The sequence below is a fragment of the Gemmatimonadaceae bacterium genome (assembly GCA_020852815.1).
GTDB lineage: Bacteria > Gemmatimonadota > Gemmatimonadetes > Gemmatimonadales > Gemmatimonadaceae > SCN-70-22.
The window spans coordinates 83,335-108,422 of sequence record JADZAN010000010.1 but is presented as its reverse complement, the minus strand read 5'-3'; the positions used below and the strand labels follow the sequence as shown (position 1 = coordinate 108,422).

Annotated in this window: 21 protein-coding genes; 4 read left to right on the top strand and 17 right to left on the bottom strand. The window is 69.4% G+C overall.

The genetic code is table 11. From position 1 onward, the window contains the following. Positions 1 to 162 precede the first annotated feature (162 nt). Both IT359_05810 and IT359_05805 read left to right on the top strand, forming a co-directional pair. Entirely contained in the window at positions 163 to 2,469 is a 2,307-nt protein-coding gene (locus IT359_05810) for a 3-hydroxyacyl-CoA dehydrogenase/enoyl-CoA hydratase family protein (protein MCC6928492.1), read from the top strand. 39 nt (positions 2,470 to 2,508) lie between these two features. Next, complete coding sequence (locus tag IT359_05805; GenBank protein MCC6928491.1) at positions 2,509 to 3,678, top strand: thiolase family protein; 1,170 nt, start codon at positions 2,509 to 2,511, stop codon at positions 3,676 to 3,678. Positions 3,679 to 3,739: 61 nt separating this feature from the next. Here the strand turns inward: IT359_05805 and IT359_05800 are convergent, their stop codons facing one another. The 12 genes from IT359_05800 to IT359_05745 all read right to left on the bottom strand — a co-directional run bounded on the left by IT359_05800 (position 3,740) and on the right by IT359_05745 (position 14,902). Next, positions 3,740 to 4,819 carry a phosphotransferase family protein gene (locus tag IT359_05800; protein MCC6928490.1) on the bottom strand — a complete coding sequence of 360 codons (1,080 nt, stop codon included), beginning with the start codon at positions 4,817 to 4,819 and terminating at the stop codon, positions 3,740 to 3,742. Next, positions 4,816 to 6,006 (bottom strand): acyl-CoA dehydrogenase family protein, encoded by a 1,191-nt coding sequence (locus tag IT359_05795; protein ID MCC6928489.1) that lies wholly within the window; start codon positions 6,004 to 6,006, stop codon positions 4,816 to 4,818. The genes IT359_05800 and IT359_05795 overlap by 4 nt, the downstream gene beginning before the upstream one ends. A gap of 26 nt (positions 6,007 to 6,032) precedes the next feature. After that, positions 6,033 to 6,788, bottom strand: a complete 756-nt coding sequence (locus IT359_05790; GenBank protein ID MCC6928488.1) for an SDR family oxidoreductase — start codon at positions 6,786 to 6,788, stop codon at positions 6,033 to 6,035. 60 nt (positions 6,789 to 6,848) lie between these two features. Further along, positions 6,849 to 8,726 carry a CocE/NonD family hydrolase gene (locus tag IT359_05785; protein MCC6928487.1) on the bottom strand — a complete coding sequence of 626 codons (1,878 nt, stop codon included), beginning with the start codon at positions 8,724 to 8,726 and terminating at the stop codon, positions 6,849 to 6,851. A gap of 133 nt (positions 8,727 to 8,859) precedes the next feature. Then, positions 8,860 to 9,240 (bottom strand): hypothetical protein, encoded by a 381-nt coding sequence (locus IT359_05780; GenBank protein ID MCC6928486.1) that lies wholly within the window; start codon positions 9,238 to 9,240, stop codon positions 8,860 to 8,862. Between the two features lie 19 nt (positions 9,241 to 9,259). After that, positions 9,260 to 10,588, bottom strand: coding sequence for a fumarylacetoacetase (gene fahA / locus IT359_05775; protein ID MCC6928485.1), 1,329 nt, complete (start codon positions 10,586 to 10,588; stop codon positions 9,260 to 9,262). Positions 10,589 to 10,600: 12 nt separating this feature from the next. Continuing rightward, entirely contained in the window at positions 10,601 to 11,548 is a 948-nt protein-coding gene (locus tag IT359_05770; GenBank protein ID MCC6928484.1) for a hypothetical protein, read from the bottom strand. Continuing rightward, on the bottom strand, positions 11,545 to 12,165 hold the full coding sequence (locus IT359_05765) for an SET domain-containing protein-lysine N-methyltransferase (protein MCC6928483.1): 621 nt from the start codon (positions 12,163 to 12,165) through the stop codon (positions 11,545 to 11,547). The genes IT359_05770 and IT359_05765 overlap by 4 nt, the downstream gene beginning before the upstream one ends. Positions 12,166 to 12,167: 2 nt before the next feature. Beyond that, positions 12,168 to 12,761 (bottom strand): hypothetical protein, encoded by a 594-nt coding sequence (locus tag IT359_05760; GenBank protein ID MCC6928482.1) that lies wholly within the window; start codon positions 12,759 to 12,761, stop codon positions 12,168 to 12,170. A 138-nt stretch (positions 12,762 to 12,899) separates the two neighbouring features. Further along, positions 12,900 to 13,490 carry a hypothetical protein gene (locus IT359_05755; GenBank protein ID MCC6928481.1) on the bottom strand — a complete coding sequence of 197 codons (591 nt, stop codon included), beginning with the start codon at positions 13,488 to 13,490 and terminating at the stop codon, positions 12,900 to 12,902. A 253-nt stretch (positions 13,491 to 13,743) separates the two neighbouring features. Next, complete coding sequence (locus tag IT359_05750; GenBank protein MCC6928480.1) at positions 13,744 to 14,304, bottom strand: histidine phosphatase family protein; 561 nt, start codon at positions 14,302 to 14,304, stop codon at positions 13,744 to 13,746. A 67-nt stretch (positions 14,305 to 14,371) separates the two neighbouring features. After that, a complete protein-coding gene (locus IT359_05745; protein MCC6928479.1) occupies positions 14,372 to 14,902 on the bottom strand; it encodes a putative metal-dependent hydrolase in 531 nt (176 codons plus the stop codon). Positions 14,903 to 15,156: 254 nt separating this feature from the next. On the opposite strand from IT359_05745, the gene IT359_05740 reads away from it, so the two are divergent. Then, positions 15,157 to 16,089: a M55 family metallopeptidase gene (locus tag IT359_05740; protein MCC6928478.1), complete on the top strand. Its 933-nt coding sequence runs from the start codon at positions 15,157 to 15,159 to the stop codon at positions 16,087 to 16,089. Positions 16,090 to 16,346: 257 nt separating this feature from the next. Beyond that, positions 16,347 to 17,102, top strand: a complete 756-nt coding sequence (locus IT359_05735) for a TerC family protein (GenBank protein ID MCC6928477.1) — start codon at positions 16,347 to 16,349, stop codon at positions 17,100 to 17,102. A 212-nt stretch (positions 17,103 to 17,314) separates the two neighbouring features. Here IT359_05735 and IT359_05730 read toward each other — a convergent pair whose 3' ends face one another. The 5 genes from IT359_05730 to IT359_05710 form a co-directional block, all read right to left on the bottom strand. Next, on the bottom strand, positions 17,315 to 18,046 hold the full coding sequence (locus IT359_05730; protein ID MCC6928476.1) for a DUF481 domain-containing protein: 732 nt from the start codon (positions 18,044 to 18,046) through the stop codon (positions 17,315 to 17,317). A gap of 159 nt (positions 18,047 to 18,205) precedes the next feature. Then, a complete protein-coding gene (locus IT359_05725; protein ID MCC6928475.1) occupies positions 18,206 to 18,748 on the bottom strand; it encodes a DinB family protein in 543 nt (180 codons plus the stop codon). Further along, positions 18,745 to 19,278, bottom strand: a complete 534-nt coding sequence (locus IT359_05720) for a DinB family protein (GenBank protein ID MCC6928474.1) — start codon at positions 19,276 to 19,278, stop codon at positions 18,745 to 18,747. Before IT359_05720 ends, IT359_05725 begins: the two co-directional genes overlap by 4 nt. Before the next feature lie 54 nt (positions 19,279 to 19,332). Further along, complete coding sequence (locus IT359_05715) at positions 19,333 to 22,995, bottom strand: hypothetical protein (protein MCC6928473.1); 3,663 nt, start codon at positions 22,993 to 22,995, stop codon at positions 19,333 to 19,335. Positions 22,996 to 23,005: 10 nt separating this feature from the next. Continuing rightward, positions 23,006 to 25,087 (bottom strand): BatA and WFA domain-containing protein, encoded by a 2,082-nt coding sequence (locus IT359_05710; GenBank protein MCC6928472.1) that lies wholly within the window; start codon positions 25,085 to 25,087, stop codon positions 23,006 to 23,008. Position 25,088 lies beyond the last annotated feature (1 nt).

The following is a 25,088-nucleotide window of genomic DNA, read 5'->3' as shown; positions in this document are numbered from 1 at the left end:
CAGAGCGTAGTCGAACGCCAAGTGGCATGGAAGAGGCCGTGGCCCGTGCCTATCGCGACTTTCCCACTACCGCCGATACAGCCGAGGTGGAATCTTGCGCGAGCCGCGCCACACGCGGCCGCAGCGATGAGGCTTCTCCTCCATCTCGAGCACACAACGCACATGCGCATCGCGAAGGTCGGAGTGATCGGCGCCGGAGCCATGGGGAGCGGGATCGCGGCACTGGCCGCATCGGCGGGACTCCCAGTCGTCCTCCTGGACATACCGGGCGACCCCGACAGGAACGGCGTCGCGAAGGGGGCGCTGCAGCGCGCACTCAAGGCCAAGCCGGCCCCCTTCATGGAGGGATCGCGAGCGGCGTTGGTGGCGACGGGCAACACGGAAGACCACCTCGCCATGCTCGGTGACTGTGACCTCATCATCGAGGCGATCATCGAGCAGGTGGCTCCCAAGCGCGAGCTGTTCGAGCGGCTGGAGGGCGTGCGCAAGGCGGCGTCGATCGTGGCGTCGAACACGTCGGGAATCCCGATGCGACTCCTGCTGGCGGGGCGCAGCGAAGGGTTCCGCCGCCACTTCCTGGGGACGCACTTCTTCAACCCGCCGCGCTACCTGCACCTCCTGGAACTCATCCCCACGCCGGAGACCTCGGCCGATGCGTTGTCGGCAACACGCGACTTTGCCGAGCGTGTCCTGGGCAAGGGGGTGGTGCTGGCCAAGGATGTCCCGGGGTTCATCGCCAACCGGCTCGGCATCTTCGGCATGACGCGCGCGTTGCGGCTGATGGAGGAGTTCGACCTTTCGATCGACGAGGTCGATGCGCTCACCGGCCCGCTCATTGGTCGCGCCAAGTCGGCCACGTTCCGCACGGGCGACATCTCGGGGATCGACGTGCTCGCGCATGTGGCGGCGGGGACGTCGCAGACCACGGGCGAGGACTTCTCGCTTCCGGGGTGGGTCACGCGGCTCGTCGAGATGGGGCGCCTGGGCGACAAGACGGGGGGCGGCTTCTACCGCAAGGAGAAGAAGGAGATCCTGACGCTCGACTGGAAGACGCTGGAGTACAAGCCGCAGGTGAAGCCCGTCTTCCCTGAGCTGGCCTTCCTCGAGAAGTCGTCACTGCAGCAGCGCTTCAAGGCCTTCACGACGGCGGGGGGCAGGCACGCCGAGTTCGTGCGCGCGTTGCTGCTGACGGTGGGGCACTACACCATCGAGAAGACGCCGGAGCTGGCGCACGACATCGTGTCGGTGGACCGGGCGCTGGAATGGGGATATGCGTGGGAGATGGGACCCTTCCGCCAACTGGATGCGATGGGGCTCGACTTCGTGCGTGCCGGCCTGGCGCAGCGCGGGCTTGGGGAGCCGGTGCTCCTGCGCAAGGCACAGGAGTCGTTCTACCGCGACCTGAGCAGCGGGCCGCGCGCCCTGACCTTTGCCGGCGACTATGCGCCGATCGAGCCAATCCCGGCGCACATCGACCTCCCGCTCGTGCACGTGCGCACCGGCGCGGTGGACAAGAACGACGGCGCCGCCATCCTCGACATTGGCGACGGGGTGCTGCTGCTCGAGTTCCGCGGCAAGATGAACACGCTGGGCGCCCCGGTGCTGGAGATGCTGGACGTGGCGCAGCGGCGAATTGCGGCTGACGGATATGCCGGGCTGGTCATCGGCAACAGCGACCCGCGCACCTTTTCCGCGGGCGCCGACCTCGGCGCGGTCGTGCAGGGCGTGCAGGCGGGCGAATGGAAGCTGCTGGAAGGAGCCGTTCACCGCTTCCAGCAGGGGGTGATGTCGCTGCGGCGCGCCCCCTTCCCCATCGTGGTCGCGCCGTTCGGGCTGGCGCTGGGCGGCGGGTGCGAGTTCTCGCTGCACGCCGCGCGCGTGCAGGCGCACGCCGAGCTGTACATGGGACTGGTGGAAGTCGGCGTCGGGTTACTGCCGGGCGGGGGCGGGACCAAGGAACTCCTCTTCCGCTTCACCAACGAGCTGTCGAAGTACGAGGAAGCAGACCCCTTCGAGGGAGTGAAGCGCGCCTTCAAGGTCATCACGATGGCGACGACGAGCACCAGCGCACTGGAAGCGCGCGCCCTGGGCTTCCTGCGCGATTCGGACCGGATCTCGATGAACCGCGACCGCCTCCTGGCCGACGCCAAGGCGCGCGTCCTCGACCTCGCGCCCGACTACGTGGCGCCGCCGCCCATGAGCATCCGCGCGTTAGGCAAGGAGGCGATGGGGAACCTGACCTACGGCGTGTGGGCCATGCGCGAGGCCGGCTACATCACCGCGCACGAGGTGACGATCGCCACGCACGTGGCCTACGTCCTCTCGGGGGGCGATGGCCCGCCGCGCGACGTGACCGAACAGGATGTGCTCGACCTCGAGCGCGAAGCGTTCCTCACCCTCCTCGGCACCAGGGAGACGCAGGAGCGCATCGTGCACACGCTCAAGACGGGCAAGCCGCTCCGGAACTAGCTCCCTCCCCAACTCTTCGCGCGACCAAGAGAGACCAACATGCCAGATGCAGTGATCGTGAGCGCGGTGCGCACGGCGGTGGGGCGCGGCAAGAAGGACGGCTCGCTCGCCGGTGTGCATCCCATCGACCTCTCGGCGGTGGTGCTGCAGGAGGCGATCAAGCGCGCCGACCTCGATCCGCGCACCATCGACGACGTCATCTGGGGGTGCGCCATGCCGGAGGGGGCGCAGGGGCTCAACGTGGCGCGCCTCGCGGTGCTTCGCGCCAGGCTCCCGGTCGATGTGCCGGCCGTGACGGTGAACCGCTTCTGCTCCTCGGGGCTGCAGACGGTGGCGATGGGGGCGCAGGCCATCATGAGCGGGATGGCCGATGTGGTGGTGGCAGGCGGCCTCGAGATGATGAGCCAGGTCCCGATGTCGGGCTACCACACGCGGCTCCATCCCGGGATGACCGAGGAGATGATCGCCATGGGGCTCACCGCCGAGCGGGTGGCCGATCGGTGGAAGGTGAGCCGCGCCGACCAGGACCAGTACGCGTATGAGAGCCATGCCAAGGCGGCGGCGGCGATCGAGCGGGGGGCGTTTGCCGACCAGATCGTCCCGGTCCCGGTGGAGCGCGTGACGTGGCGCGGGACGACGAAGGAGGTGGAGGAAGGGTTCTTCGCGATCGACGAACTCGTGCGCACGGACACCAGCGTCGAGCGGCTGGCCAAACTCGGAGCTGCATTCAAGGTGGGGGGGAGCGTCACGGCCGGGAACTCCTCGCCCTACAGCGATGGAGCAGCTGCGGTGTGCCTGATGAGCGACGTGCGGGCGCGGGAGCTGGGGCTGCGCCCGCTGGCGCGACTGGCCGGCTACGCCGTGGCCGGCGTGGACCCCGACATCATGGGGGTGGGGCCCATCAAGGCGGTTCCCAAGGCGCTGGCCAAGGCGGGGATCGCGCTGTCGGCGCTGTCGCTCATCGAGTTCAACGAGGCGTTCGCGTCGCAGGCGCTGGCGGTGGCGCGCGACCTCGGCTTCCCGATGGACAAGGTCAACGTGAATGGCGGGGCCATTGCCCTGGGGCACCCGTTAGGCGCCACGGGAGCCAAGCTCACCACGCAGCTCGTGCACGAGCTCGGCAAGCGCGGCGGCGGTCATGGCCTGGTGACGATGTGCATCGGCGGTGGCATGGGGGCGGCCGGCGTGTTCGAGGTCTACCCGGCGTGAACCCACTCCCGCCCGCGGCGCCGGCCAGTGGGCGGGCGCCACCGGCGGGCCGTCGGAGCGCCTAACGGTTGCCGATCCGCCCGCGGTCCACGGCGCGCACCGCCGCCTCGCCCAGCGCGGCGACCGCCAGGTCCAACCGCGCAAAGCGTTCGTCGCGCGTGAAGCCGCGCACGTAGCGCGCAAGGATCTGCTGTGCAATGACGGCGACCTTGAACAGGCCGAACGCGTAACAGAACACCGGCTGCGCCACCCCACGCCCCGTCGCCGCCTCGTAGCGGGCCACCACCTCCTCGCGCGTGAGGTTTCCGGGCAGCGCGGTGACGCCGAGCCCTAACGAGCGAAGCAAGGGCGGGTCGTTCGCCTCCACCCAGTACGCGAGCGTGGTGCCGAGGTCGAGCGAGGGATCACCGATTGTCGCCATCTCCCAGTCGAGCACCGCAATGACGCGCGCGGGGTCGTGCGGGTCGAGCACCAGGTTGTCGTACTTGAAGTCGTTGTGGACGAGCGCTGCCGCTTCGTCGGCGGGGGGCGACGCGCGCAACCACTCGACGATGCGATCCACGTCAGGCTGGTCGCCGGTGCGCGCCGCCTCGAATCGCCGCGCCCAGCCGCTCACCTGTCGCGCGACATAGCCCACGGGATTGCCCAGCGCGGCGAGCCCGGCGCCGGCGTAGTCGACGGCGTGGATCTGGGCCAGGGTATCGACCGCCGCCTCGCTCACGCGCCGCATCGTGGGCGCATCCAGCGCCAGCCCCGCCGGCAGGCGGTCCCGCAGGATGATCCCTGACGCGCGCTCCATCAGGTAGAACGGGGCGCCGATGACGGCGGGATCGTCACAGATGGCGAGGATGCGCGGGACCTTCGCGTAGGCCGCGCCTAACGCCGCCAGCAGCCGTGCCTCGCGCACCACGTCGTGCGCCACTCCCTTCCCCACGCCAAATGGCGGCCGCCGCAGCACGAAGGAGCGCCCGCCGGTGGTGACAAGGTAGGTGAGGTTGGAAAAACCACGCGGGAACTGCGAGAGTTGCAGCTCCTCGTCACCGGCGAGCCCATGCCGCGTGAGATAGAAGCGCAGCGCCTCGACGTCGAGCGCCTCGCCATCACGCACGGGCGCGGCCTGGTCGACAAACGACTCGCTCATTCGCGCACGGTGATGCCGTACCCCTTGAGGATTCGTCGCGCCACCACGCTCTTGTGCACCTCGTCGGCGCCGTCGTAGATGCGCGCCGCACGTTCATGGCGGAACCAATAGGCCAGCGGCGTGTCGTCGGTCATCCCCAGTGCGCCGTGCACCTGGATGGCCCGGTCAAGCACGCGCTGCAGCACGCCCGCGGCGAAGAACTTGATGATGGAGACGGACTCGCGCGCCGCCTTGGCCCCCTTCTCGTCGATCTGGCGCGCGGTGTCGAGGATGAGCAGCCGTGCCGCATCGATCTCGGCGCGCGACTCGGCGATCATGTGCTGCACTCCCTGTTTGGAGCCGAGTGGGACACCGGGAGAGAGCTCGCGCGACACCGCGTAGCGGCACGTCAGGTCGAGGGCACGCTCGCAGATCCCCATCCAGCGCATGCAGTGGTGGATGCGCCCGGGACCAAGTCGCTCCTGCGCCAGCGCGAAGCCCGCGCCCTCGTCGCCGATGCGGTTCGACACCGGGACGCGACAGCGGTCGAATCGCACCTCGCCGTGTGTTGCCCACCCGTTCCCCTCGTCGCCCATCACCTTGATGTTGCGCACGAGCGAGAAACCGGGCGTGCCGACGGGGACGATGACCTGCGAGGCGCGCTGGTGTGGCGGCGCATCGGGATCGGTCACCGCCATCACGATGGCAAAGGCCGCACCGTCGGCCGATGAGGTGAACCACTTGTGGCCGGTAATGACATACTCGTCGCCCTCGCGCACCGCACGCGCCTCGAGCCAGATCGGGTTGGAGCCGGCGCGCTCGGGTTCGGTCATCGCGAAACACGACCGGATGTCGCCGCGCGCCAGCGGCTCGAGCCATTGCAGCTGCTGCGCCGCGGTCCCGTGCCGGTGCAATAACTCCATGTTGCCGATGTCGGGCGCCTGGCAGTTGAGCGTGTAGTGGCCAATGGGCGTGCGCCCCAGTTCTTCGCTGATCCCGGCGAAATCGAGGAAGGGAAGGTCGCGTCCGCCCAGTGCGGCGGGGAGGTGGGGAGCCCAGATCCCGCGTCGCCTGGCCTCGGCGCGCGCGGCATCGAGCGCGGGGAGCACCGCTCCCCATGGTTCGTTGAGGTAGCGATGCTCCAGGGGAAGCAGGACCGTATCGACGAAGTCGCGGACCTGCGAGCGCAGCGTTGAGGCGTTCGACATGTCGTCCTCGCGCGTGCGAGGGATGTTTAGATCGTGTAGCCGCCGTCGGCCATGTACGTCCCGCCCGTGCAGAACGAAGCGGCATCGGAAGCGAGAAAGCGTGCGAGCCCGGCGATGTCGTCAGGCTCGCCCATGCGCGGGATCGGCTGGCTGCGCAACACCTGCGCGCGCACCTGCTCGTTTCCCCACAGCGCGTGGCTGAAGTCCGTCTTGATCAACCCGGGACAGATCGCGTTCACGCGCACCTTGTCCTTCCCCCATTCGCGCGCCAGGACCTGCGTGAGGCTGAGCAGCGCCGCCTTGCTCACGCTGTAGATCCCGAGGTTGGGCTCGGGCGACACGCCGCCAATGGAGGAGATGTTGATGATCGAGCCGCCGCCGCGCGCGGCCATCGAGGGATAGAATCGCTTGGCAAGCTCGAACGGCGCGCGGAGGTTCACGTCCATGATCTTGGCGAACGCCTCGGGGGTCGTCTCGAGCGAGGGGCCATACACCGGATTGACCGCCGCATTGTTGACGAGGACGTCGATCCCGCCGTGTGTGCCCAGCACGCGCTCGGCGAGCGTGTTGAGGTCATCGAGGCGTCCCACGTTGGCCGGGATCCCGTCGGCCTTGAGCCCAGCCGAGCCTAACGCCTCGACGGTTGCCGTCACCGCCGCTTCCTTGCGCGAGCTGACGATGACCAGCGCCCCCGCGCGGGCGAGCTCGGTGGCGATGGCCCGCCCGATCCCGCGCGTCCCCCCGGTAACAAGGGCAACCTTCCCTGCAAGCTCATACGCCATGGCTTCGTGTCGTTGGAGTGATCTCGCCTTAGGCTGTCGCTGGGGCCGGTGTCGCTTCCCCTACTGCACCGCCCTGTTCACCACCGGAAGCACGATCTTCGACGCCCGGGTCGCCGTGCGATACACCCGCTGCGTGGCCACGATGAAGTCGCTCGGCTTCGCTTCGAAGATGTTGGGGACGAACTTCTGCGGGTTGCGGTCGATGAGCGGGAACCAGGTGCTTTGCACCTGGATCATCACCTTGTGCCCCTTCTTGAAGGTGTACGCCTGCGTGTGCAGGTCGATCGTCACTTCGGTGGGCGTGTTGGGGGTGATGGGCGTCGGCTTCTCGTAGCTCTTGCGATAGCGGCCGCGGAACACCTCGTTGGCCACCATGAACTGGTAGCCATTCATCTGCAACGGCGTCATCCCCGTGTCGGGGTACACGTCGATGAGCTTCACGATCCAGTCGGCGTCGGAGCCCGTCGTGGCCGCGTGCAGCGTCACCGTGACGTCGCCAGCGATCGTGAGGTCCTCGCTAAGCGTGGGGAGTTCCCACGAGGCGACGTCGGGGCGGTTGTGCGCGAAGCGCTGGTCATCGGTGAGCCAGTGGCGCCACGTGGACCCGGGGCCATACGTGGGCGCGATGGGTCGCGGGCGATACGGCACGGGCTTGTTTGGGTCCGAGACGTAGCTATCGAAGTCGTTCGGCCCGGTGGCCTTGGGTGGCTCCCAGCCAAGCTTCCCTCCCTCTCGCATGTAGAGGGCGCGCGCCGAGACGGCTTCGCGGGGCGGCCAGGCCGCGTAGCGACGCCACTGGTTGCTCCCCGCCTCGAAGACGAGCGCTTCCGGCAGCGCCAGCGTCCCCTTGTCGTGCAGGTACTTCGCGAAGAACGGCGCCATGATCGAGTCGCGGAAGAAGCGCGCTGTAGGCTGCCCGAACTGGATGTTCCCTAACGAGGATCCCTCGCCACCCATCCAGCCGCCGTGGTTCCACGGGCCCACGACGAGGAAGTTCTGGTTGTTGGCGTCGTGCTTTTCCAGCGCGCGGTAGATCGTGATGGGGCCGTAGAAGTCCTCCTGGTCCCACCACGCGGCCACGTTGAGCGTGGGCATGGTGACGCGCGTGAGGTAGCCCTTCATCGCCTGCCGCTGCCAGAACTCCTCGTAGTTTGGGCGGCGAGAGAAGTCGTTCCAGGTGGGGAGCTTTCCCTTGAGCAGCGAATCGTTGATGGCCTTGAGCGACCCGATCTTGAGGTACCAGTCGTAAGTGTCGTAGTCGTCGAAGGCGAACTGCGTCATCTCCTTCCCCGACTCCATCATCGTGGCGTACTCGAAGCCGTAGCTCAGGCGGAACGCCCCGTTGTGGTGGAAGTCGTCACCAATCCACATGTCGGCCGGTGACGCCTGCGGCGACACGGCGCGGAGCGCCGGGTGCGGGTCGAGCATGGCCATCGCCGTGAGCCACCCCGGATAGGAGACGCCGGTCATCCCGACGCGCCCATTGTTGCCGGCGACGTTCTTCAGGAGCCACTCGATGGTGTCATAGGCATCGGTGCTCTCGTCGATCGCCTTGGGATCGTTGCGATCGCGGCGCGGCGCGCGCTGCATGACGAACTCGCCCTCGGACTTGAACTTCCCGCGAATGTCCTGTCCGACGAAGATGTACCCATCCTTCGCCAGGAAGCCGTAGCCGGCATTGAGCATGGCCGGCTCCATGCCGCGGATGCCGTACGGCGTGCGGATGAACATGATCGGGAGCGGCCCGGCGGCATTCTTCGGCACGAAGACCTTGGTGTAGAGCTGCACGCCGTCGCGCATCGCGATCATGACCTCCGATCGCGTATACTCGATTGCCGGCGCCGCGGGAGGGGCCGGTGGCGCGGCCTGCGCCGCCGCCTCGCCACCCCCAACCGTCACCTGCAACGCCCCCTGCAACACCACGCCCGCCAGCAGCATCACGCTCGCCTTGCGCATATCCCCTCGAAAGTGAAAGCCGAAGTCCTTCGTCGCGTCGTCCCCTCGTCCCCAGCCTTCGCTGGGGCAGGCTTCTCGTCCTCTCGTCTTCTCGTCTTCTCGTCTTCTCGTCCTCTCACCCCCCCACCGCCGCAATCGCCTGGATCTCGATCTGATAGCCGTAGTGCAGCTCCTTGACCGGAACGACTGCACGCGCCGGTTTGTGCGCCCCCATGATGCGCGTGTACGCCCGGTTCACCTCGCCCCACAGCGCGACATCGCTGATGTAGATCGTCATCTGCAGGACTCTGTCCAACCCGCTCCCCGCCGCCACCAGCACGGCATCCACGTTGCGCAGCGTGCGCTCGGTCTGTTCTTCCATGCTCCCCACGACATGCTCGCTGCTTCCCGGCGTGATGGGGAGCTGTCCCGCCACGTAGACGATGCCGTTGTGCACGATGCCCTGCGAGTAGTGTCCCGCCGGGATCGGCGCCGCTGGGGTGAGGACGACGTCCATGAGTTCGCTCCGTGGCAGGTCAGAGGGTGATGGCGGGCTGCACCACGCCGCGGCACTCGCCAAGTCCGAGGCGGGCATACCCGGCGCGCTCGCACGAACCGCGCAGGATCACTTCGTCGCCATCCTCGAGGAAGCGACGCAATTCGCCGTTGGGGAGCGTGACCGGCTCCGTCCCGCGCCAGGTGAGTTCGAGCAGGCACCCGCGCGAGTCCTTCGCCGGGCCGGAAATCGTTCCGCTCCCCAGCACGTCGCCCGGCTGCAGGTTGCAGCCGTTGCTGGCGTGGTGCGCAAGGAGCTGCGCCATGGTCCAGTACAGCTCGCGCGCGTTGCCGCGCGACAGGCGCACCGCCTGCGCGTCGTCCTCCCGCATGCGCGCCGTACGCAGCCACACCTCGATCCAGACATCGAGGCCGCCCCGCGACTGGTCAGTGGCATCCGCGAGGTAGGGGAGCGGGGCAGGATCGCCGTCGGCGCGGGCAAAGGCTGGAACCCGGTACGGGGCCAGCGCCTCGAACGTCACGACCCACGGGGACAGCGACGTCGCGAAGTTCTTGGCCAGGAACGGGCCGAGTGGCTGGTACTCCCACGCCTGGACATCGCGGGCCGACCAGTCGTTGAGGAGCGCAATGCCGAACAGGTGCTCCTGCGCATCCTCGATGGGGATCACCCGACCTAACGAGTTTCCCGGTCCCACGAAGAGGGCGAGTTCGGCCTCGTAGTCGAGGCGGCGGCTCGGCGCCACCGTCGGCGCCCCCCCGTCATCGCTCCCCAGCTGTCCATGCGGGCGCACGACGGGCGTCCCGCTCACCACCAGCGACGAGGCACGCCCATGGTACCCGATCGGGACCCACTTGTAGTTGGGCAGCAGCGGGTTGTCCGGGCGGAACATCGCCCCGACGTTGGTGGCATGGAACACCGACGCGTAGAAGTCGGTGTAGTCGGACACGTGCGCCGGCAGCCGCAACTCGGCGTCGTGCTGCGACACCAGGAGCGATGGCGCCACGGCCTGCGCGGAGCGTCCCGTCTCGGTATCGGCGCGCAGCAGCTCGCTCAAGGCGCGACGCAACGCAGACCACGACGGCGCACCGAGTGACATGAGCCCATTGAGCGACGGCGATGCGCAGGTGCGCGCCGCCTGCCCGGCATCGTCGTCGAGGAGCCCGGCCGCACTCGCCGCCGCGACATCGAGGATCATGCGCCCGATGGCCACGCCGACACGCCATGCCTCGTCGCTCCCGCGGCGCCGGAAGACGCCGTAGGGGAGGTTCTGCACAGGGAAGTCGGTCGCGCCATCGTTGGCGCTCGCCACCCATGAGCGAAGGTCGGGGCGATGGGTCTCGTTGAGCATGCGACGCTCGCGCTACTCCGCGTACAGGGTTCCCAGGTCGTCCAGCGGCTCGCGAAAGGAGCACGAGCCGAAGGCGATGGCGAAGTCGTGCCGCATGGCGGCGAGCGCCTTCACCGACGCGCGCCCCCCTTCCCACCGTATCTCGTCATCATGAATGCCGAGCATCGCGCGATTGCGCCCATCCAGCGTGAGCACGAGCTGCTCCAGCGGTGCGCCGGCGCGTGCCTGCGCGGCGGCGAGGAAGAGGTTCAGGTAGCCGAACATCGTTCCCTTCGCTGCATTGGCGGCGTAGGTCAGGCGATACTCGCCGCGCATGGGGTGATGCAATCCCGCGGTTGCCTTGAACGGGAGGCCGGCGTCGGCACAGGCCCGGAGAAAGCGCGCCACGTCGCGCGGTGCGGGGATGGCGTCCGGCGTGATGCCGCCGGTGCGCACCTTGGCGCGGGCGCCGATCGACTGCACCGCGCGGACCAAGGGCGCAAGCTCAGCGGCCAGCGGCAGCTCGACATAGTGTTCGGTGGAGGGAAAGACGCCGGCAAGCGCACGCACCTGTTCCACCGACGCGACCCTGGATTCCACGCTGTCCACGCAGGCGTGAGGGAAGCACGCCACGTTGAACGCGGCGATGCGCTCGGCGTCGGCCGCGGCGCCCGCCGCGCCGTTCGCCGCGGGATCGGCGCCGGCAAGGGCACTGATGCGCCACGGGGTCGCGCTGTTGCCCCACGCCGTTGACGCGACCCGCGCCAGCTCGGCGAGCCGGGCAGCCGGGACCACCAGGCGCCCTAACGACCAGGAGTCGGCGCTGGCTCGGTAGTCGCGATAGTTGGCCACGACCGCCGGCAACTCGAGCGATGCCGGCGGGAAGAGCCCCGCGTAGTCGATCGCCCCGGCGAGCAGCGCGCGCATCGACGGGTGCGCGAGGATCGAGTCGCGCATCGCGGCCGCGTAGGCGTCGTTCATCGCGCGCGTCGTCTCGACCTCCCCGTCGGGCGCTGACCGTCGCTCGCCCCCTTCTGCTTGGTGCCGGCGCGCGCGAGATGCTCGTGCGGGTGGCGAGCCGCGGCGTGGTGGGTCTTGGGGAGCTTCGCCTTCCGTTTGGGCGGTGCCTCGAGGATCGTTCCCCGGCACTTGGCGGTGCCGCACCGGCAGAGGTACAGCTGCTCGTCCTCCTCCGTCGTCGATTCGTCGCGCGCGTAGGCGTAGTCGTAGAACAGCTCCTCGCCAGCCGCAATGGGACGCATCGCCTCGATGAAGATGCGTCCGCGGTCGTCGATCGCCTCGCAGTTGGGATCGCACGAATGGTTGATGTAGCGGGCATCGTTCCCGTTCACCGCCCCATCGATCACCGTGCGCGTCGTCACGGCAAAGAGGAAGGTGTGGTGGCGACGCTTGGCGTCGTCGTCGTAGCGCGTGTCGGCCTCCTTCCACGTGATGCGCTCACCCTGGTACTCGGCAATGCGCTCGCCCTTGCGGATGTCGCGAGAGGCGAAGCACCCGCGCCCCTGGATGGCGGAGCGCCGGACCGCGAACGGTTGCGGCTCGGCGACCTGCTTCGTGCGTTTGCGCCTGGCGGCCATCGTCACTTCCCCGCGGCGCGCGACGCGCGGACACGCGCACGGAATCGTTCGGCGAGCAGTCGCCCCATCTCCGTCTCTTTCGCCACCCACTCGGCGTTGCGGAAGGCGATGGGGTTGATCTGCGCGCGATACTCGGCGAGCCACGGCTCGACCTTCGTGTACAGGATCAACCCCTCGCCGTTGCTCTCCAGCATGAAGTCGGCGTGCATCACGCCGTGGCGCGCCATGGCGTACACCATCTCCCAGTACGACAGCACCTGGCGGTACGCCGCATTGAGCGGATGGTCGTGCTTCGTTACCGCCAGCACGTCGTCGAATGTTGCGGGGTTGAAGGCGCTGAACAGTTGCTGGCGCGACTCGCGCATGACGCTCTCGCGACGCAACTCATACAGCTTGAGCACGAGTTCGGCGTCGTGATGGTCCGGGAAGTCCTTCGTGAGCACGGGAAAGGCGGCTGGAAGTCTGGATGTGTGCAACGGGATGGGACGCGCGGCGCACAGACAGCGCATGCGCCGCGCTTGCGCCGCGCTTTGGCAGCGCTCGCGCGGCGCCATCGAGGCGTCCTCGAACGGCGAGCGGAGTATGGCGTTGCTCAAGCGCCGTCGCCAGTCATTGCGCCGGCGTGTGCGCACCCACAGGGAGCACTCGCCGATGCGACGAGGGCGGGAGAGCCTAACGCTCTCCCGCCCCGTGGTCGTGCGGCGGTTCCCGCTCCAGCCGTCGACGGTTCGGCGCTACCAGTTGACCGGGATGCGCGGACGGCCACGGCGGCGCGGCGGACAGTGGTCGACTCCCACGCCACCGCCACGGATGACGATCCCGATGATGTCACCAATCCCCTCCCCTCGCCCATCACCCCGACCGCCGATCCCGCCATTCCCGTAGCCGCCTCCGCTTCCACCCCCTGGTACGTCGACCGGCAGGGCCGACGGGCGCGGTGCGACGGTAGGAACGCGCGGAGCCTCGTCAGCGGGGGCAGGAACCGGCGCGGTCTCTTCCGGCGCCTGCGCCAGTTGTACCTCGTCAGCCACCTGCGGCGCCGGCGACGACTTCTCCTCGGGGAGCTGGACGTTGGCCGATCGCGTCGCGACACGGCGCCGCTGCGGAGTACGCTCCACCGGTGCGGCCCCGTTGACCTGCTCCAGCTCGGAGACGTACGCCATGGGGCGCGCGTTGTCGGCGCCAGCCAGCTCGAACTTGGACGTGGAGGCCTCGAGGTCCTTCTTCAGGTCCTCGGACATTCCGGTCGTCCTGGACGTGTCGCGGCCGCACGCCACCACGAAGAGCGACACCGGAACGAGCAGTCGAACGAGGCGAATGCGCATCGGATCCTCGAGGGTGAGGCAAGACTCTAACGCGAACGACCGGGACCGCCACCTCCTACCAGCTTGCCGGCGGAGCGCGGCCCTACGCTCAATATGCACGGCGCGGGCCAATCGCCCGTACCGCATTCTCGCTGGGACAATGCCCTGGCGCCACGGTGAGCTGTCCTCATGCGCTGACAGGGCACCGTCCCACGAGTGAGACACCCGAGCCGACGCTCTCCCTCACGCGGCGTCAGCTCGCGCCCTCGCGCCCCTACCGCGCCATGGCCGGGCACGCCGCGCCGGCGACGCTGGGTGCGCCGTACTTCGCGTGCACCAGACGGGCGGTCCCATCGGCGCTGACGATGACCGTGAACAGATCATCGTACAGGTCATCGCAGATGTCTGGGAGCTTGGGCCCTCCCAACGCGCCGACGATGGCCGGCACGGTGTTGCTGTGCCCGACAACGAGGACGGTTCGCCCCGCGAAACGCGCCCGGATTGCCGAGGCAATCCCCTGGACATGCTCGGCCACCCCGCCCTTCACGTCGATTACCTCGGGGGTGATCCCTAACGCCTCGGCGAGCGGTGCCGCCGTCTGCCGCGTGCGCTGGAACTGTGTCGTGATGATCGCCGAGACGCCGGCTTCCTTCCCGATCGAGACCAGCGCCTGCGCGCGAGCCGCGCCGGCGGCGGAAAGGGGGACGTCTCCGCTCGGCCCCGCCTTCTCGGCGTGTCGCACGACGAGGACGACGGTGTCGCCCGTCCCGGCGCGCGGCGCGGCGAATGCCAGCACGGCGACGGCTACCGGCGCCAGGAGCTTGAGTGAGATCATCGGTCTCGCGGACGAAGGTGGAGTTGGAGGTGCATCGCCCGGGGACGATGCGGGAGACGCGGCCGTCCTACACGCCAAGCCGCGCGCGCAACGATGTCACGTGCGCCACGTGATGCGCGCCGTGCCACGCGTAGAGTCCCACGAGGTGCGAGAGCGTGTGCTGCCCCGTATCGGGGTGCACGTAGCGGCGATCGAAATCGGCGTCGGACATGGATCGCATGACGCGCACCCAGCGGTCGTGCACGCTCGCCAGCAGCTGCAACGATACCTCGATCGGGGTGTCCTTGCTGTCGGAGAGGAGCGCCCACGCCGCTTCGTCGTACGGCTTGATGGTCGGGCACTCCTCCGTCAGCGCCAACTTGAGGCGAACGTAGGCATTGAGGTGCGAATCAGGGACGTGGTGCACCACCTGCCGCACGCTCCATCCCCCCGGCCGGTACGGCATGTCGAGCACCCCGTCGTCGAGCCCGCGAACGGCGTCACGGAGCGCTGCCGGCGTCGCGGCAATTCGGTCGATGCACGCCTGCCGCCACTCGGGCGCGTAGCCAGGCGGTGGCGCGTAGCGGCCGATGGGATAGCGCAGCTCCTGTTCGGTCATGTGGGCGAGTGGAAGTGAGGGGACACTGCCGAGTGGCTGGCGCCAGCGCCAAGGAAGGTAGCGCCGAAGGTGTACTCACCGCACGGCGGCGTGACGAACTGGGCGCGGGAGCGCGGCGCCTGTCACCGCCCTCGCCACCAGCCATCGCTCGCCGGTTGTGCGCGCGCGAGAGGAAGTGCAGCCTACGGTGCGTCGACTTTCCCGCCAGCATCCGCGCACCGAGCTCGGCGCGCCACCACTCTCTCACGTCTCCCATGCGTCGCTCCCGCCCGCAGCGCTCCCTGTTCGCCGTGCATCGCTCGTTCGCCGCCCTGATGGTCGCGAGTCTCCTCGCCGCGGCTCCAGCGCAGGCGCAGCGCCCGCTCAAGGTCTACATCTCCGTGGATATGGAGGGGATTACCGGTGTGGTCAGCGCCGACCAACTCGGCCCGACTTCGTTCGAGTATCAGCGCGCCCGCGAGTGGATGACGGCGGATGCACTCGCGGCCATCCAGGGGGCGCGAGACGCCGGCGCGACCGAGATCGTGGTGAGCGACTCGCATGGCAACGGGCAGAACCTCCTGCTGGACCTCCTCCCTGAGGATGTCACCGTGATTCGTTCCTGGCCGCGCCCGATGATGATGATGGAAGGAGTCGACTCGTCGTTCGCCGCTGCGGTCTTCGTCGGCTACCATGCCGGGACCTCGAACGTGCGCGGGGTGCGCGCGCACACGATGTCGAGCGCCACACTCACCGGCGTAACGCTCAACGGGCGCGAAGTTCCGGAGGGGGGAATCAACGCCGCGCTCGCCGGGCACTTCGGCGTTCCGGTCGTGGCCATTTCGGGCGACGATGCCGCGGTGGCGGAAGTCTCGCCCTTCGCGGCCGGGATGGAGGGAGCGATCGTGAAGCGCGCCATCTCGTTCCACTCGGCGGCAACGCTCGTTCCCAAGGCGGGGCAGGCGCTCATTCGCGCCAAGGTGAAGGCGGGGATCGAGAAGCGGGCACGCATTGCACCGTTTGTCATGCGCGGCCCGGTGACGGCCGAGATCTCGTTCAAGCACTACCGCGCCGCCGAGACGCTGGCCTACCTCCCGATCGTGACGAGGGTCAACGCGCACACCGTTCGCTTCGTGGGGAAGGACATCCTCGAGGTCTCGCGCTTCCTCGAGTTCGTGGAGACCTACCAGCCGGACCTCACGCCCTAACGAGTCGGGAGGGCGCGGGGCGCGAGCCGGGCGCCGCGGTTCACGGTGGCGCGCGGCGGTTCACGGTGGCGCGCGGCGGCGCGTCACGCGCTCGCGCGAGGCGGCCGGTCGTCGTGAAGGGCCGCCGGCCGGCAGGCGGCGCGCTCCCCTTCGGAACGCCGCCGCCCCCGGCTACGTTTCCTCACCGGCAGTGGGCGCAACGCCCCTGCCGGGTTGTGCTATTCGGCCCCCACCGACGCTTGCCCAGGAGTCCCTGAATGGAATGGCTCGCCGACCCCCAGAGTTGGATCGGCCTGTTGACGTTGACGGTGCTCGAGGTCGTCCTCGGCATCGACAACATCATCTTCATCTCGATCCTCTCCTCAAAGCTGCCGCGCGAGGAGCAGACCAGGGCGCGTCGCCTCGGGCTGCTCGGGGCCTTCTTCAGTCGCATCCTGCTGCTCCTCTCGATCGCGTGGATCGTGAAGCTCACCGCGCCGCTGTTCACGATTGGGTCCATCGGCTTCAGCGGACGCTCGCTCATCCTCCTCATCGGCGGGCTCTTCCTCATTGGCAAGGCCACCTACGAGATCCACGACAAGCTCGAGGGGATCGAGCACGCCAGCAGCGCGTCGATCAAGAAGGCGGCGCTGGGTGCGGTGGTCGCGCAGATCATGGTCGTCGACATCGTCTTCTCGCTCGACTCGGTGATCACCGCGGTAGGCATGGTGAATCACGTCACGATCATGATCGGGGCGAACGTCATCGCGCTCGGCGTGATGCTCCTGGCGGCGAACCCGATCTCGGATTTCGTCGACCAGCACCCGACGGTGAAGATCCTGGCGCTCTCGTTCCTGGTGCTGATCGGCACGAACCTGGTGGCCGAGGCGCTGGGACACCACATCCCGAAGGGGTACACCTACTTCGCGATGGCCTTCTCCTTCCTGGTCGAGATGCTGAACTTGCAGCTGCGGAAGCGCGCGGCGGCCCCGGTCAAGCTGCACGACACGCCGCGCACCGGCGACGTGGCGTAGGCGACGTGGCGTAGGCGACGGTCGCGGAGGCGACGGTGGCGGTGGGGGCGGTTGGCGATGGACCGCGCCCCCCAACGAGCGGCAGCGGCCAGCGACGCAGGACGCGCTGATCACTACGCTGAGAGTGCTGCTGACCGCAGCACTGAGTTTGGCGTTGAGCGCCGCGCGACGGGCGCGCCCGATGGCCGGACGCGCCCGCGCACGATGGCGAGCTACCAGTTGAACTGCAGCCCGGTGGTGAAGATGCGATCGCTCTTGTTGCGCCCGGGCTCCGGCAGGTTGTCGAAGCGGATCACATAGCCGAGCTTCATGGCGACGTGCGTCGAGAGCGGTGCCACGAGCGCCGACTCGGTGTTCATGCGGTAGTCCTCCGACGTCTCGAGATTGGGGAGGAACTCCACGCCCTGCTGGAAGTACGCGGTCTTGGAGAAGTTGTGCCGGTAGAAGGTCGCGCTGCGCACCGAGGCAAAGCTGTCCTCCGCGCCATCGGTGGCACGCTGCTGGTTCATCGCCAACCCGGCCTCGAGTGCCCAGGTGTCGGACGCAAGCGTGACCAGCTTGGCCGACAGGCCGAGCGCCTCCTCGAAGCGACGCGAGATCCCGGCGAAGGTGTTGCGGTCATATCCGGCATATCCGAACAACGCGAGGCGCGGGTGGAACGACCAGTCGCTGCGCCAGTTCGTGAAGAGCAGGTTGGACGTCTGCTTGCCGTCCTGGCTGGCGTAGATGGAGCCGAACTGCTGCTTGTGCTCCCAGCGGCCCGCGCGAAGGATGAGCTTCTCGCCCAGGTTGAAGGTGGAGACCTCGGTATTGCCGGTGGTGCTGACGTAGCCCAGGTCTGCGCTGAACTCTCGCGGCTTGGGCTTGTCCTGCGCGGCGGCAACGGAGGGAAGGACGAACAGGGCTGCGGCCAGGAGGCGGCAGCGGTAAGTCGATGCGTTCATGGCACCTTGGGCGCGTGGTGGCTCACGGGAGAGCGCGGCCGGACGCGACGTCAACGCCGCGCTGGACGGCCGCGCGCGAACGGGGAAGACCGCACCCTCCCCGACGCCTCGCAAGCTAGTCGTGCCCGGGCGCCAGCCGCAACGCGAGGGCGCGGCGCGTTAGGCCGAGCTCGCTGTCGCCGTGTCGCCGCGCGGGGCGCGGACGATGCGCGCCGTGGTGGCGATCTGCCCCGCGTGTCGTTGCGCGTGCTCGGCCGTGTGAAAGAGGAGACCGAATACGGTCGACGGCAGCGCCGCCCGTCCGACGGTGCGCGGGGCGAGGAGCTCACCGGCGCGGGAAGACCACTCGTGCAGCTGTCGAAGGGCGTCGGCCAGCGCCGTCTCGACCTCGGCCCAGAGCGCGTCGCCGTCGACGGTGGGCGCCGGCGTGGCGCGCTCATCGCGCAGCCGCTGCAGCTGCGCCTCGTCGAGGGGGCGGCCGGCGGCGTAGGTCAGGAGGCGATCGGTGCTTGCCGCCAGGTGCCGCGCGTGCCAGGCGATGCTGGGGGCACCACCGGGCGTGGCCCGCACCTCCGCGGCCGGCGCGCCGCGAAGGAGGCGCGAGAGCTCCTCGCCAACCTGGAGGAAGGTATGCGCCGCCGGCTGCAACATCGGCGCGATCCCCGCCACGGGCCCCCGCAGCCAGACCTCCGGGGCGCTCACAGGTAGCGCGACTTCACGAGCGCCACGTGGTGCAGCTCGTGCCCAGCCGTGACCCACGCCAGGGCACGCACCGACATCGCGTTGTTGCTGGCGATGCCGCGGCGCATCCACTCCGTCGCGTTGAGCGAGGCGAAGAGCAGGACCGACGCCCGCCGCACCGCCTCGAACTCGTCGCATAACGACGCCAGCGAACGATCGTCGAAGCTGGCGTTGCCGATGTACGCATTCTCGTCGAACGAGGAGAGCGCCGTCTCGTCGTTGCGCGCGAAGCGCAGCGCGCGATAGGTGAAGATGCGCTCGGCGTCGATGATGTGTCCCACCACCTCGCGAATGCTCCACTTGCCCGGGGCATACCGTCCCAGCGAAACCTCCTCGCCGATGGTGCGAAGAAAGGCGAGCGACCCCTCGGCCTGCGTGGCGAGCGTCTCCACCACATCGCCTGTGGGGACGTGCCCGATGTAGCCGCCGTAGTAGGGCGCGTACTCCGTGGCTTCGGGGCGGGTCGTGCGAATCACGTGCACGTGAGACATGAGTCCTGTCGATCGAGTGGTGAATGGGCGGCGCAACGCGACTCGCCTGCCGCCTCAGGGTTTGGCCTTGCGCGAGAGGGAGCGGAAGTACTCGCTCACCAGGTCGCGATAACCCGGCGGGACGTCGTTCCCACCGCCGAGCACCGGCCCCTCGCGCTCGCGTTCCCCAAGCTGGCGACGCAGCGAGAACTCGAACTCCTTGAAGCCTTCCAGCGTGGCGAGGCGCAACCGCGCCAGTTCCTCCGGATCGTTGAAGGAACGTCCGGACTCCAGCGATCGCAAGCGGGCAATGAGCCGGTCGAGATCGGCGGTGGAGACTCCGTCACGCGCAAGCTCACGACGCAGCGACTCGGCGCTCTCGCGTTCGCCGCGCAGCTCGCGCGAGAACTGGCGCGCATCCTCGGGCGAGAGGCGCCCGCCCCCCGGTCCGCCCTGCCCCGACCCGCCCATCTGGCTGCCGTTAGGCGTGGGGAGCTGGGCACCGCCACCGCGCTCTCCCTCGCCGCGACCGCCCTGGCCAGCCGTGCCCTGACCTTGTTGGCCGCTCTGGCCTTGCTGGCCGCCTTGGCCTTGCTGACCAGCTTGGCGACTCTGGCCTTTCTGGTTACTCTGGCCCTGCTGGCCTTGCTGGCCCTGCTGGCCGGACAAACTCCGCTGTCCCTGGGCGCCGTTAGGCGACGGTTGATCGCCCGCCGACCCGCCAGCCGGATCTCCGGAGCGACCGCCATTCTGCTCCCGCATGCGCTCCCGCATGCGCTCGCGCATGCGCTCCCGCATGCGCTCGTCGAGCGAGGCCAGCGAGCGGACGAGGTTGCGGGCCTGCGCCAGCGACCGCGCACGACGCTGCGTGCTGTCGTTCGCAGCGCCGGAGGCCGCGCGAGCGACCTGCGCCGAGAGCGAGTCGAGCGCGTTCCCGATCTCCCCCTCGAAGCTCTCCACCACTTCCTTCGATTGACGCCGCACGAAGTCGCGCGACGCGGTGATCATGTCGTCGATGCGCTTGCGCCGGATCTCGTTGGCGGCGTCGCGCAGCTGGCGGGACGCCCCTGCCCCCTCGCCGCGGTCGCGCAGCGCCTCGCGCGAGAGGCGGTCGAGCTCCTGCTCCAGCTGCTCCACCTCACGCGCCATCTGCTCCTTGCGCGCATCGAGCCGATCCAGGCGTAAGCTGCGATCGCTGGCGTCACCCAATCGGCGCACTTCGTCTCGCACGTCGCGCTGCTGCTCGGCCAGTCGCTGCGCCCGCTCTGCCGCGCCCTGCATCCCGCGCGCCGACTGGGCGCCGCGGGATTGCTCCAGCAGGCGTCGCGCCTCATCCAACCGTTCCTGTGCTGCGGAGCCGCGAGCGCTCCCCTCCTGCCCCTGGCTGGACGCCTGCCGGCGCATTGCGTTGGCGGCGTCCTGCAGGGCGCGTGCGGTTTCCTGCATCTCGCTCGAGTTCTGCTCGCGCGAGAGCCTCTCCAGGCGGCGCGCCAGCTGCTCCGCCTCCTCGGCCATCTGGCGCTGCGCGCCGCCTCCGGCGCCACCGCTCGACGGCGCCCCCTGCAGGCGTTGGCGCGAGCGCTCGCGCTCTTGCTGCTGGCGGGCCGCCAGCCGCTTGAGGCGTTCCAGCGCCTCGTCCACCTCGCGTTGCGCCTGTTGCTCCTGCGACCCCTGCACCTGCTCGTACTGGTTGCGCAGCTTGTCGGTCTCCAGTTCGAACAGGTCGGCCAGGTCCTCGGCCTCGGCGTTGCCTCCCCCACCGCCACCACCGCCGCCGTTCTGCAGGCTCACCTGCACCTCCTTGAACAGCGCGTCGACCTTCTCCAACAGCTGCAACGCGCGCTGTTCGGGCGACAGCGCCTCGGCGAGCTTGCGGCCACTCAGCTGCGTCTCGGCATCGGTCATCTCCGAGAGCACACGCGGCATGAGTTCGGCCATGGTCCTGAATGTCGTGTCCGCCGCCTGCACCGCGGGGCGCCTGAGCCGGTTGAGCGTTTCGCCGACGTCCGACCGCAACTTGCGCTGCGCGAGCAGGATGGTCGTCACGTCGGAGCGGAACTCGGGGGTCTCGACGGCCGGACGATCGCGCTGCGACTTGAACGTCGCGGCGATGATCTCGCGTTGCCGCGCGACCAGCGTCCCCGGATTCTCACCCTGCGCCCCGCCACCACCGCCCCCCGCCTGCTGGCTCTGCCTGTACTCGCGGTCGAACGGACGGACGGTCAGGAAGTAGATGTCGGTCGACGCACTCTTGGCTCCCGACACCGCGTCGTTGTCCCACGCCTTGGCGTAGTAGGCAATCACGTCCCCCGCCTGCAACGACATCTCCTCCAGGAAGAGCGTGTGGCCGGCACTCAGCTCGCGCGGCCGCCGGCCGCGCCCCTCGCTCAACACCACGACCTTCTCCTCGCCGCCGTTCACCTGGTAATGCAGCTCGAGCTTCCCCACGCCGTAGTCGTCGGTCGCCTCGGCCTCGATCAACACCTCCTCGACGCTCGACGGGCGCGCGTCGCGTCCCGGCTTGCGCATGTGCACCTGCGGTGCGCGGTCCTCCAGCGCGTCGATCACGTAATCGACGTTCCCCGCCACGCGCGTGCCGTCCGTCGCCTCCAGCTCGATGCGGTAGAAGCCATCGCGTCGCACGCCCAGGCTCGCCGTCAGCGTGCTGTCATCCAGGCGCGAGAGGACAATCGAGGAGTCGCCGCCCAGGACCAGACGTCCCCCGCGCACGGCGCGCGTCGCCCGCACGCGCACCGTGGCGCGCGTCCCCTTCACCGCGGCGATGTCGCCCACATCCTCCAGTTGCTCGGGCGCAAGCCCCGTGTAGGCCGGGTACTGCAGCCCGAGATCGGTGCGTCGCACCGCTGGCAAGTCGCGCACGCCGATCGTGAACGGCGCCGAGCGAACCCCGTTGGATTCCACGAAGTACTCCGCATTCTCCCCGATGTCGAAGAGGCGCGCGGTGAAGCGGGTGGAGTCCTTGCCCGGCCCCATCAGCAGTCGCTCCCATTCGCCATTTGCCCCGCGACGCACCGCAAGCTCCACCACGTCGCTCCGGAAGCCGAGGAGCGCTGCCGACACCTCGAAGTCGCTCCCTCGGGCGATGGTCGCGTTGCCGGGCGTGACATCGATCGCGTACACCGGCGCCGCTGCCACGTCGCGCCACGGCGATAGCAGTAGCCGCGCCGACTGTCCCATCCACGACGGCCCCCACTGCACCAGCGCCACCGCCGAGGCGAGCGCAATGACACTCAGCGCGAGCGCGCGCTGCGTCGAAGCCAGTTCGATGCGGGCCACGGCGGGAGAGCGCGTCAGTCGCCGACCGGCGTCGGCAAAGAGCCCCTGCGTGAGGAGCGGCGAGCGCGCCTCGTCGGGCACCGCGGTGGCCGCGACCTCGACCGCGCTCAGCACCGCCCCGCCCAGCTCCGGCACGCGCTCCTCCACATACAGCGCCAGCCGCGCATCCGGGAGGCGCCTGACGAGCGGCCACACGATCCACCGCCCTCCCACCGCCGCCGCCAGGGCAGCGAGCAGCCAGCGCGCGACCCGCACGCTCTCCGGCGAGAAGCGCGCCGCCTGCAGCGCCGCGGCCGCCACACCAAAGGCAAACAGCAGGACGACGAGCGTCATCGCCAGCCCAACGGCGGCGTGCCGCCAGCGCCAGCGCCGTCGCACGCGCCGCAGCGCGGCCATGAATGGGGGCGTGCCCGAAACGGTCGGTTCGGCGAACGTTGCCATGGCTCGTCTCCTACCTCGGCTGTAACCGGCGGCGCGACACCCGGCTGGCCAGGATCCCCTCGGCCAGCAGGACGAGCGCCGTCACCACCAGAAGGTACCACCAGATCGATTGCGTGCGCTCCTGGGCCCGCAACTGTTCGATCGGGTCCGCGGGCGCCGCCGCATCAGCCACCTCCCCCGCGGGGGCGAGCGCATTCGTGAGTCGCGCCGGATCGAAGCTCGCAAACTCGAGCTCGGAGGGGGGCGGGTTGGCGGCAACGGTCCGCGCCCGGTCGTTGGGCGCCCCCGATCGGCGCACCTCGTACCAGCCGGCGCGCCGCAACTCGAGCACGGCGGGCTCGCCCGCCCCGCCCACCCCGAGGCGTGCGCCGTCAGGCGCAATCACGCTGAAGCGCATCGTCGCCAGCGCCATGCTGTCGCCGGTCATCCCCTCGCGCAGGTCGACCGACTCCCCAACGGCGAACGACGCGCGCTGCGGGCGGTACGAGGCCGTGTACTGCGCCAGCTGCTGCAGGAACGGAAGGAAGACCGCCTGGCGCGGCAGGTCGTTCCACAACCCATCGAGGCTGCTCCCCCAGGTGAGGAGTCGGCCGCGCCCCAGGCGGTGCTCCACCAGCGCCGCCGCGCCGTCGTCGAACCGAGCCAGCACTCCGTCAGTTGCAAGGATGGGGCGATACCGGAAGAAGCGCGCCGCCGACAGGTCACCGCTGCGCGACCCTCCAAAGACCGACAGCGCCGGGTGCGACCGATCCACATACCCCAGCACCGCGCCCCGCTCCCCCAGCCGATCGACAGGCGCCCCAATCTCGCCCGGCAGCAGCGACGCCGCCGCCGTTGGCCATCCGCGCGGCGACGAGCGCTCGCCCAGCGCGTTGAACATCCCGCCACCGCCGCGCACGAAAGCCAGCAGCCGCGGCGCACCGATTCCCGCCGGCCACCCCGCATCGTTCAGGACGAGCAACCGCCGTCCCTCGAGATCGGCCGCCGTGGCGCGACTCGCGGTCATCGCCCTCACGTCAAAGGCCGGTTGATCGCCAATGGCCAGAGCGCGCGCCGCAAAGACGGCGCGGTCGCTCGAAGCCTCGGGATGCGTCAGGAGCAGGACGCCGAGCGATGCCGACCGGCGCAGCACGAAGTGAAGGGCATCGTCGGCGGTGAGGGCATCAGGTGCAATCACGATGCGCGCCGGCGCTCCGTCGGCCGGCACCGCCACGGGAGAGAAGGCGACGGTGCCGCCTCCGTCAGCCGCAAGGTCCAGTTGGCGCCGCTCCACCACGCGCCCCGCCACCTCCAGCTGTGCCGCGACGCCCTTGACCGCCCCCCCGACGTTCACGATGCGCGCCGCCACGATCACGCGCTCGCCAGGCGCGGCGGGGTCGCGCCGCATCTCGATCGAGCGCACCGAACGGTCCACCACGCGGTCCGTCGAGACATCGACGGGGACGATCGTCGTCGCCGGCGGCATCGCGACATCGTCGCCCAGGTCCCACGCGCTGCGCTGGAAGTCGCTCACCACCACCAGTTCCTTGCGCGGCAGCCGCGAGACCCCGAGCAGCCGGCGGGCCACCCCGACTGCCGGCGCCAGGCGCGTCCCCGCATCCACGGGCTGGATGGTGTCCAGCGCCGCGCGCAGCACCGACGCATCCGACGACGCATCGTTCACCGCGCCGGCCCGCACGTCGAACGGGACGAGCGTCAACTGGTCACCGCGCCCCAACGACGCAATGCGTGCGCGCACCGCCTCCTGCGCCAGTCGCCACCGGTTGCCATAGCGCATGCTCAGCGACCGGTCGAGGAGGACGACCACCTCCGTCTCGCCGCGCGTCGTCGCCGCCGCCTGCGTCGTGCGCGCGAAGACCGGTCGCATGAACGCCGCCGCCAGGAGCGCGATCACGAGACAGCGCGCCGCGAACAGGAGCCAGTCGCGAATGCGCTGCCGGCTGGCGTGCTGGTACGGCGTGCGCTGCAGGAACATCAGCGATGGGAAGGCGATGGCGTCCTTGCGCTCCTTGTGCACGAGGTGCACCAGGATCGGGATGCCGATCGCCGCCAGCGCGGCCGCAAACAGGGGGGCGAGGAAGGAGAGCTGCATG